Here is a 9,051-nt window from a genome sequence, read left to right on the forward strand (position 1 = left end):
AAAAACCGGCGTGCAATTGCACACCGGCTATCAGCCTCGTGATTTATTTTTGTTCGACGGCTTCCACCGCTTTTTCAATAGCCTGTTTCAGGTCAGCTTTGATATCTTCAATAGACTCAAGCCCTACTGCCAATCTGATCAGTTCTTCGGTAACTCCCGTATCTTTGAGTTCTTCAGGACTGAGCTGCTGATGTGTTGTGGTTGCCGGATGAATAATCAGGGATTTTGCATCTCCAACGTTGGCCACGTGAGACCAGAGTTGAATACTGTCGATCACTTTTTTGCCGGCTTCTCTTCCGCCTTTGATTCCAAAGTTTACAATCGCACCAGGGCCTTTGGGAAAGTACTTTTGTGCAAGTTCATAGGAAGGATGGCTTTCAAGGCCGGGATAAGAGACCCACTCTACTGCATCATGATTTTGCAAGAAATCTGCAATGGCTTTTGCATTTTCAATATGTTTTTCAATACGAACGTGCAAAGTTTCCAGCCCTTGAATCAATAGGAACGCGTTGTCCGGACTTAGGCACGGACCAAAGTCACGAAGAAGCTGTACGCGAAGTTTTGTTGCAAAGGCTGCATTTGGCACATCAACACCGTAGCGGATGCCATGGTAACTGCGGTCCGGCTCAACGAAGTCAGGGAATTTGTCGTTGTTCCAGTCAAATCTGCCGGCATCCACCGCGATACCTCCAATGGCTGTTCCGTGTCCGCCGATCCATTTGGTCGCAGAATGAACGACAATATCCGCACCATGCTCGATCGGTTTGGAAATGTATGGACCAAACGTATTATCGACAATTAATGGAATGTTATTTTCGTGTGCGATCGCAGCGACCGCTTCTATATCCAACACATGGAGGCTCGGATTTCCGATCGTCTCTCCATAGATGGCTTTAGTTTTCGGTGTGATCGCTTTGCGGAAGTTCTCCGGATCTTTCGGATCAACAAATTTCACATTGATGCCATACTTCGGAAGTGATATGGAGAACAAATTGTATGTACCTCCATACAGGTCCGTCGCAGCAATGATTTCATCGCCTGCACGTGCAATATTTAAAATTGAAAAAGCAATGGCAGCCATTCCGGATGAAAGGGCCACAGCCGCTGTTCCACCCTCAAGTTCTGCTATTCTTTTTTCAAATACATCCACAGTCGGGTTCATAATACGTGTATAAATATTTCCGGATTCTTCCAGAGCAAATAATTTTCTGGCATGTTCTGTGTCCTTAAATACGTAAGAGGTTGTTCTGTACACCGGGACTGCACGTGCACCTGTTTCGTCAGGTTGTTGTCCCCCATGCAATAAAACCGTTTCTTGCTGATATTGTTTGTCTTGTGCCATTTTTTCTTCCTCCTCAAATTTGAATAAATCCATCGGAAAACCAGGTAATTCTTACAGCCGTTTATTGATCCTGCCATCTTGGAAGGGGAAAAACTAAAAGCCCTCTTCTGTATAAGAAGAGGGCCGCTATTTCGATTCCTCCCCTTATCTGCCAAGTCTTAAAGACTTGTAGGAATTAGCACCTTTTCAGAAACCTGAAGGTTGCCGGGCATCATAGGGCCTAATCCCTCCGCCGCTCTTGATAAGAGTGTTGCTTATTCATTTAGTTATCTGTGCTCTGTTGAGCTCTTGCCTATTACTATATACCAATGCTCCGGTGACTGTCAACAAAAATATAAAAATCGGTTCTATTCCATATCCGCTACCATTCCCTGAATGGTTTCCTCATCCATCGGGCCAATAATTTTCGTGTGGATCACTCCATTGGCATCAATCATGTAAGTAGTGGGAATCGTAAAAGCCTGATAAGTATCCCCAATTTCTCCATTCTTATCCAGAGGAACAGGGAACGTCAGTCCAAATTCTGCAATAAAATTTTCTACCTTTTTCCTGACATCCCCGCCGCGTTCGGCGTTTGTCAGATTGACAGCCAAAATTTCCACATTTTCCTGCTCCGCTTTTGTTTCGTAATAGTTTTGCAAATGCGGCATTTCCGCCTTACATGGCGGACACCAGGAAGCCCAGAAATTTAAAATCACCTTTTTTCCTTTATAATCTGAAAGGGAAACTGTTTCTCCGTCCAGTGTTTCAAGTGTAAAATCGGGCGGCAGATCCCCCTCTTTTAACCCTTCACTCACCTGTTCCATCGTATCCGCTTGTGAGTAAAATTCCTCTTGCGCTGCTTTTGTATCAGCATTTTCACGGACATCCTGCACAATATTGACAGCCACAATCGCAACTAGAAGTACAAGTAGTGCCAAGCCAAATATTTTCTTGCTCATTGGTTTTTTTTCCTCCCTTTCCAGGCTGTTACGACCAGAAGCAGTGTGACAGCTGTGTATGTGATCACTGGTACGGATAGAAGGTCGCCTTTCAAAGAATACATGAAAGCTTGAAAAGCAGTAAACAGTACAAGAATTTGATAACTCTCGGCCACGTTCCCTGATTTTTTCCTTATCCATACAATTGCCAGGAGATTTCCGATCAGTTGAATCCCTGGAAGCAATATATGCTCTTGATTGAATAAATAGAAGACAAGCTCATATACGGTAATCAAGACTATCCATCCCTCTGCATGAAAAGCCCTGTATTTATTTGTTTTTAGCAAGTAGATGAGTGCAGCAGCAGTCCCTAACACAAACCCCTTCAAACCGCCATCAAAATAAACAACAGACAGCGGCTGCCGCTTAACCAACTCCCATTGGAAAAGAATGACGCTGAGCTTCCAGATGAGTATGAAGATAAAAAAAGCATTGCTGTACCGCTCAGCAGTTTCTTTTGTAAAATACCACCTTATATGCGCATAAGTAAGAATAAAGGCTGCCACAACAGCCACCCATGAAGCAGGAAAGGATAGAGATCCGATCGTATACCAATTCAATTTGATTACCACTTTCTGATATTTATAAAATAGGAGAGAGCAAGCGTGAGATAGATTCTTTAAAACGAATGATTTTGGGCCTGACTAAATATTCTCCGTATGTCAGTTCTCTCGATAAGGACACGTCTTTCTTAAATATCTCCACCAGTTCTTCTACAAGAATCTGGTCATATAAGAACGCATTAATTTCAAAGTTCAGGCGAAAACTCCGGACATCAATGTTAGCTGTTCCAACACTGGCAATTTTCCCGTCGGCAACCATTGTTTTTGCATGAATAAAGCCATTTTCATATATATAAATTTTCGCACCGATTTTCAGCAAATCCCCAATATTGGAATAGGTTGCCCAGTAAACAAAGGGGTGGTCCGGTTTATTTGGTATCATCAAGCGGACTTCTACACCCGATAATACAGCAATCTTCAACGCGTCGAGTACACTGGCATCAGGGATAAAATACGGCGTTTGAATCAAAATATACTTTTTCGCTGAATTGATTAATTTAATATACCCATATTTAATCTGCTCCCATTCGGAATCCGGCCCGCTTGAAACAATTTGAACATCTGTATCACCTATGGGCGGAACTTCAGGAAACAGCCGGTTTTCGTAACTGATTTTACTGCTGGAAGCTTGATTCCAATCAAGAATAAACCGGGTCTGCATGGCAAATACTGCTTTCCCGGATATTTTGAGATGGGTATCCCGCCAATATCCAAATTTTTGATTCAACCCCAGATATTCATCTCCAATGTTGAAACCTCCGATATATCCAACTTTCCCGTCAATGATGACCAGTTTTCTATGGTTCCGGTAATTCACCTGTAAATTCAGCTTTGGGAGGATGGCAGGAAAAAACGCACTGACTTTTCCTCCTGCTTCAATTAATGGGCGAAAAAATTTTCTGGGCAGCCGCCTCGAGCCCATGGCATCATACAGTACACGCACCTCAACACCTTGCCGGGCTTTTTCAGTAAGGACACTCAATAAATCTCTCCCTAAATTATCATTGCGGATAATATAATACAGGAGATGAATGTGATCTTTTGCATCGCTTATATCAGTAATGAGTGAATGGAATTTTTCCTTCCCATCTGTAAATACATCCACATGATTGTCTTGCGTCAACACCGCGCTGTCATTGACAAGAAGCATGTAAATTAAATCTTTATACTGGGCGGTCTTATTGTCATGAAAGGGGAAATCCCCGCTTCGAAGCAGATTGATCTGGGTTTCGGTAATATCAATGAGCCCAATTTTCTTTTCATCTTTCCATTCAAAAATTTTTTTCCTGCTCAAGTTTTGTCCAAAGATCAGGTAGAGGAGGAATCCCACCACCGGAACAAAAAATAAGACCAGCAGCCATGCCCAAGTAGCACTGGCATCTCTTCTCTCTAAAAAAACCACGAAGCCGGCCAGCACAATATTTAATAACATGATCATACTAACTAATGCAGTTGATATTGCAGTAATTGTCATTGTCTCAACCTCGCAGCTCAATTCACTCGAAAGACAAAAGCTTTCATTTATTTTACCATATTACGTGATCTGAATATATTAAGCCGTATCAGGCAGAGGGGTGAATAGAAATGATATCCCTGCCCGCCTTCTCTAATCCATCCTATTTCATCCATGGCCTGATTATACGCCAGCTATTCAGGCAAATATGATGGAAGGCAAGATCTCTAATGACGACTGTGTAACATCCTCAGTGCGATGGATGTTTATTCTCCGGATCAATCAGGTATGGAAAACTACAAGATGTGAATTCAATATTCGGAAAGGATGATCGGCATGAATCAGGAAATTCACAACGTCATGAGACTGGAGATGAACGAGGCAACGAAAATAGAGGTGGAGGGAGAAAAAGCCGGGGCATATAAAGACAGGAGCGGCAATATACATTATGTTGATCTGACATGTACCCACGAAGGCTGCGAAGTAGATTGGAACGAAGAAACACATACGTGGGACTGTCCATGTCACGGCTCCAGATTTAAGGGAGACGGAAGTGTCATAAAAGGACCGGCGGATGAAGATTTAAAAAAGAAAATCTGATGGTTATTGAAAAAAACGCTCCTGTGTATGCACTTTCAGCTGAGCGCAAAAGAGCTTGAGCTGAAGGCAGATCATACGAAGTGAGAGAAAAGAATTTCCTCCAGTGACTTGGTGCTGTATATAGTAGAAGGAGTTTTCGAGGCATGCTCGCATACTTGGACTTGAGGACGGCTCGGTAAATTAAACTCAAGGCCACCTCGAGTGACCGTTTTTTGTAAAAACTTAGGAAACGGGCACTCGAGAATTCCTCCAATGACCGCTATTTGTAAAAACAAAAACCCGGGAACTCCTCCAGTGACCACTTTTGGCAAATACATAGAAACAGAGCACTCGAGAATTCCTCCACCGGCCGTTTTTGGCATAACATATAAAACGGGTACTTGAGTATTTCTCCAGTGATCATTTATAAAAATGACAAATTAGTATCGAGAAATGCCTCTACATTCATCCACGTAGTTACCATACGGGGAAAACAGTTATTCTTACAATAAGAAAGAATACAAGAAAAAGAGGGCCCCACATCAGGCAGCCCCCTTTCCTCATCCAATACATATTATCTGATATATGGAGCCGGGTTTACACGAACTCCATTTTTCCAAATTTCAAAGTGAAGGTGAGTTCCGTCACCTGTTCTGGAATAAACGTCACCTGTATTACCCATTCCACCAATGACTTGGCCTTTGGATACTTTTGAACCAACTGATACAGAGCGTGAATTCAAATGACCGTACAATGTTTTATACCCATTTCCGTGGTTAATGACAATGACATTTCCGTATCCGCCCCAGTTTCCTGGTGAACCATATGTAGAAACTTCTACTCTTCCGCTTGCAGCGGCTACGATTGGCGTTCCTTTTCCTGCTGCAATATCCAATCCTCTATGCGTAGTTCCCCAACGAGGTCCATAGCCTGAAGTGATGACCCCGGCTGCCGGACGGGTAAACATACCGGAAGAAACCGCTGGTTTCTTTCCTACAGGAGCAGAAGACTTCTTGGCAGATGCTGAAGCTTTACTGGATCCTGCTGAATAAGATGTGGTTGATTTCGGTGAAGAAGATTTTTGAACAGCGTTCGTGCTTTGTGCACTTTGAACACGTGCTGCTGCTTTAGCAGCTGCTGCCTTTCTGGCTTCTTCCGCTTTTCGGGCTTCTTCGGCAATGCGTGCTTCCTCAGAGCTGATGGCGCCTGCAAGCTCAGCATGCTTGGCATTCAGCTTACTGATTTCAGACTCCAGAGAGTTCTTTTCATCGGCAATGCTGGATTTTTCGGATTCAACATTTTTCATGGCAGCATCTTTTTCGGCCTTTTGTGAATCAAGGTCCGCTTTTAAAGATACGAGTTCTTTTTTCATATCTTCAAGGCTGGCAAGATTCTTTTCTACTTGAGCTTGTTTTTCCTCCAGCTGATCTTTATCGTTCTGCTGTTCTTCCATAATTTCTCTGTCTGCACTCACAATGGTAGTGACGGCTGACACGCGGTCGATAAAGTCTGAGAAACTTTCAGCCCCCAGCAATACATCCATGTAGTCAACGGAACCTCCGTTTTGCTGAATGCTTCTTGCTCTCTCTTTAAGAAGTTCGCTTCTTTTTTCAATTTTTTCTTTCAATACTTCAATTTCTTTTTTCAATTTCTCAATTTCGGCTTTGGTTTTTGCTATTTCTTTTTCTTTTTCTTCAATTTTTGAATTGGTCGATTTAATTTGGCCGGTTAGTTCATTTACTTCTCCTTGAAGCTTGTTAAGCTGGCTTGTTAAAGAAGCCAGCTGGCTTTCTTTTTCAGCGATGGTGTTATTAATATTTGCTAGTTCAGTAGAAACTTGAGATTGCTGATTTTTTAAGTCTGAAAGTGTATTAGCGGATGCTCCCCCTGTAAAAGTGAAGGTGCCTCCAATAGCAATAACTCCTGCTAGCGCAGCCGATAGTAACGAACGTCTATTCACGAGTGGTTCCCCTTTCTCCCCATCAAAAAAATTTCTATTGTTTCATTTAATGTTAAATTGGGTAAAGTACCAATGATCTTATATTTTCAAAAAGCGTCTGACTGATATAAAGCTTCCCCAGGCACCGATGATGATTCCGATAAGCAATAACAATCCGATGATTTGATATACAAACGGCGAATATGCCAACGGCTGAATGACCTGATTGGGAATTCTCGATGCAAGAAAGTCATAAGCGTAATAATATCCGGAAGCTACAGCCGCTATCGGGATAATCGACCCGATTAAGCCAAGCCACATGCCTTCAAACAAGAAAGGCCAGCGTATAAACCAGTTGGTTGCGCCAACGAGCTTCATAATCTCTATTTCTTTTCGTCTTGCAAAAATGGTAATTTTAATCGTATTAGAGATTAAGAACATGGCTGTAAACAACAGCCCGATAATCAGAACCAGTCCGATGTTCCGGCCGGTCTTCAGCGTATCAAATAATTTTTCAACTTTTTTCTCGCCGTAAACGGCGGAATCTACAAAGTCTAACAAACTAATTTTCTTTGCAATAGACGGTGTGTCCGTCGGCTGTTTGGCTTTTACCACAAAAACATCATGCAATGGATTTTCCTGTTCGTATAACTCCCAGTCATTACCCATTGTCTGAACCAAATGTTCGAGTTCCTGTTCCTTGGATGAAAAAGTAACAGATTCCACTTGATTGATTTCTTCGATTTGTTCCTTTAATAGATCCTGGTCTTCTTTAGTTGCAGTCAAATCAATGTGCACACGTATTTCGACATCATTCTCAATATCCGTCGCAAATTTATTCATATTCAGCATGATGACGAAAAACACACCGACCAAAAGCAATGTAACCGTGACGGCACTTGCAGAGGCAAAGGTCATCCATCCATTACGGCGCAGACTTTTGAAGCTCTCTCCCAGGTGGCGCCGAAACGTCCTAGCTTTCATACCCATATTCCCCCTGCTGTTCATCGCGGACAACCATCCCATTTTCCATCGCTATAACCCGATGTTTGATCGTGTTGACGATCTCGCGATTGTGTGTTGCCATAATGATCGTTGTCCCTTGCATATTGATCTCTTCGAGCAAATTCATGATTTCCCAAGATGTTTCGGGATCCAAGTTTCCTGTAGGCTCGTCCGCAATGACAACTTTCGGCTTATTGACAATCGATCTGGCAATGGAGACGCGCTGCTGCTCACCGCCGGACAACTCCGAAGGGAGCATACGGACTTTATGTTTCAACCCTACCAAAGCCAAAACTTCCATCACCCTTTTTTTAATTTCGCTCGGATGCTGCTCTATAACTTCCAGTGCAAAAGCAACATTTTCAAAGACTGTCAGGGTTGGAAGAAGCTTGAAATCCTGAAACACAACTCCTACATTTCTTCTTAACATTGGAACTTCTTTGTTCTTAAGTTTTGATAAATCTACTCCATTTACGACAATCTTCCCTGATGTAGGCTTTTCTTCCCGGTACACCATTTTAATAAAAGTTGTTTTACCAGCACCGCTGGGACCAACTACATAAACAAACTCACCTTGATTAATGAGGATGTTTAAACCATTTGCAGCAATTACCCCGTTGGGATATTTCTTGCTGACATCCTTCATTTCAATCATATAAACCACCTTACTCTTATGAAGTTCAGCATTTCCTATGTAAAAATCCGTCCTGTGACCGGGTAAAATTTCCTCCTGACAAGCAGGTGGATAACTCCAAAAACCAGAACAATTCTATATGCCGTGGTTTTTGAAAAATCTCGTCAAATCCTATCGAAATTCAAACCCAGACTCATTATAACATTGGAACCTTATTATTTAAGTTACATTTATATTTCAAAATGACATGTTACAGTAACATTCGACATATTTAAACAGAAACAAGGAGTAACAAAACATCCATCCATCCCCTAAACAGACGTATAATTTAGTGTAATTTGCCAAAAGGACATAGATAATGGAGTATTTGCAAGGGTGGGTATTAAGTCATGGTTAAGGTAACAAAAAAAGACAAGCTTGTTTCAGCTTGTCAGGCTGTCGAGAAACCCTCGACAGCCTTTTTAATTATTTATAATATTTGTTCTTTCACCGTTTTAATTTGTTAAAATAAAAATAACAAAATATGGCGGTGATAAAGTTGCTCCATACAAAATCA

8 protein-coding genes and 1 riboswitch are annotated in these 9,051 nt (G+C 42.0%); of the genes, 1 reads left to right on the forward strand and 7 read right to left on the reverse strand.

Going from position 1 to position 9,051, the window contains the following annotated elements; translation table 11 throughout:
- Positions 1 to 43 precede the first annotated feature (43 nt).
- From ACFSCZ_RS13075 to cls, 4 genes are all read right to left on the reverse strand, one after another.
- A complete protein-coding gene (locus ACFSCZ_RS13075; protein ID WP_380774413.1) occupies positions 44 to 1,342 on the reverse strand; it encodes an O-acetylhomoserine aminocarboxypropyltransferase/cysteine synthase family protein in 1,299 nt (432 codons plus the stop codon).
- 141 nt (positions 1,343 to 1,483) lie between these two features.
- Positions 1,484 to 1,590, reverse strand: a riboswitch (SAM riboswitch).
- Positions 1,591 to 1,689: 99 nt separating this feature from the next.
- Positions 1,690 to 2,283, reverse strand: coding sequence for a peroxiredoxin family protein (locus ACFSCZ_RS13080; protein ID WP_380774414.1), 594 nt, complete (start codon positions 2,281 to 2,283; stop codon positions 1,690 to 1,692).
- Positions 2,280 to 2,882 carry a hypothetical protein gene (locus tag ACFSCZ_RS13085; protein WP_380774416.1) on the reverse strand — a complete coding sequence of 201 codons (603 nt, stop codon included), beginning with the start codon at positions 2,880 to 2,882 and terminating at the stop codon, positions 2,280 to 2,282. The genes ACFSCZ_RS13080 and ACFSCZ_RS13085 overlap by 4 nt, the downstream gene beginning before the upstream one ends.
- Positions 2,883 to 2,904: 22 nt before the next feature.
- Positions 2,905 to 4,359: a cardiolipin synthase gene (gene cls, locus ACFSCZ_RS13090; RefSeq protein WP_380774418.1), complete on the reverse strand. Its 1,455-nt coding sequence runs from the start codon at positions 4,357 to 4,359 to the stop codon at positions 2,905 to 2,907.
- A 327-nt stretch (positions 4,360 to 4,686) separates the two neighbouring features.
- Between cls and ACFSCZ_RS13095 the strand changes: the two genes are divergently transcribed.
- Positions 4,687 to 4,938: a Rieske 2Fe-2S domain-containing protein gene (locus tag ACFSCZ_RS13095; RefSeq protein WP_465270189.1), complete on the forward strand. Its 252-nt coding sequence runs from the start codon at positions 4,687 to 4,689 to the stop codon at positions 4,936 to 4,938.
- Positions 4,939 to 5,491: 553 nt separating this feature from the next.
- Here ACFSCZ_RS13095 and ACFSCZ_RS13100 read toward each other — a convergent pair.
- The 3 genes from ACFSCZ_RS13100 to ftsE all read right to left on the reverse strand — a co-directional run bounded on the left by ACFSCZ_RS13100 (position 5,492) and on the right by ftsE (position 8,516).
- Positions 5,492 to 6,877 (reverse strand): murein hydrolase activator EnvC family protein, encoded by a 1,386-nt coding sequence (locus ACFSCZ_RS13100; RefSeq protein WP_380774421.1) that lies wholly within the window; start codon positions 6,875 to 6,877, stop codon positions 5,492 to 5,494.
- Between the two features lie 78 nt (positions 6,878 to 6,955).
- On the reverse strand, positions 6,956 to 7,840 hold the full coding sequence (ftsX, locus tag ACFSCZ_RS13105; protein ID WP_380774423.1) for a permease-like cell division protein FtsX: 885 nt from the start codon (positions 7,838 to 7,840) through the stop codon (positions 6,956 to 6,958).
- Complete coding sequence (ftsE, locus tag ACFSCZ_RS13110; RefSeq protein WP_380774425.1) at positions 7,830 to 8,516, reverse strand: cell division ATP-binding protein FtsE; 687 nt, start codon at positions 8,514 to 8,516, stop codon at positions 7,830 to 7,832. Before ftsE ends, ftsX begins: the two co-directional genes overlap by 11 nt.
- Positions 8,517 to 9,051 lie beyond the last annotated feature (535 nt).

The organism is Siminovitchia sediminis, from assembly GCF_042680885.1.
Taxonomy (GTDB): domain Bacteria; phylum Bacillota; class Bacilli; order Bacillales; family Bacillaceae_C; genus Siminovitchia; species Siminovitchia sediminis.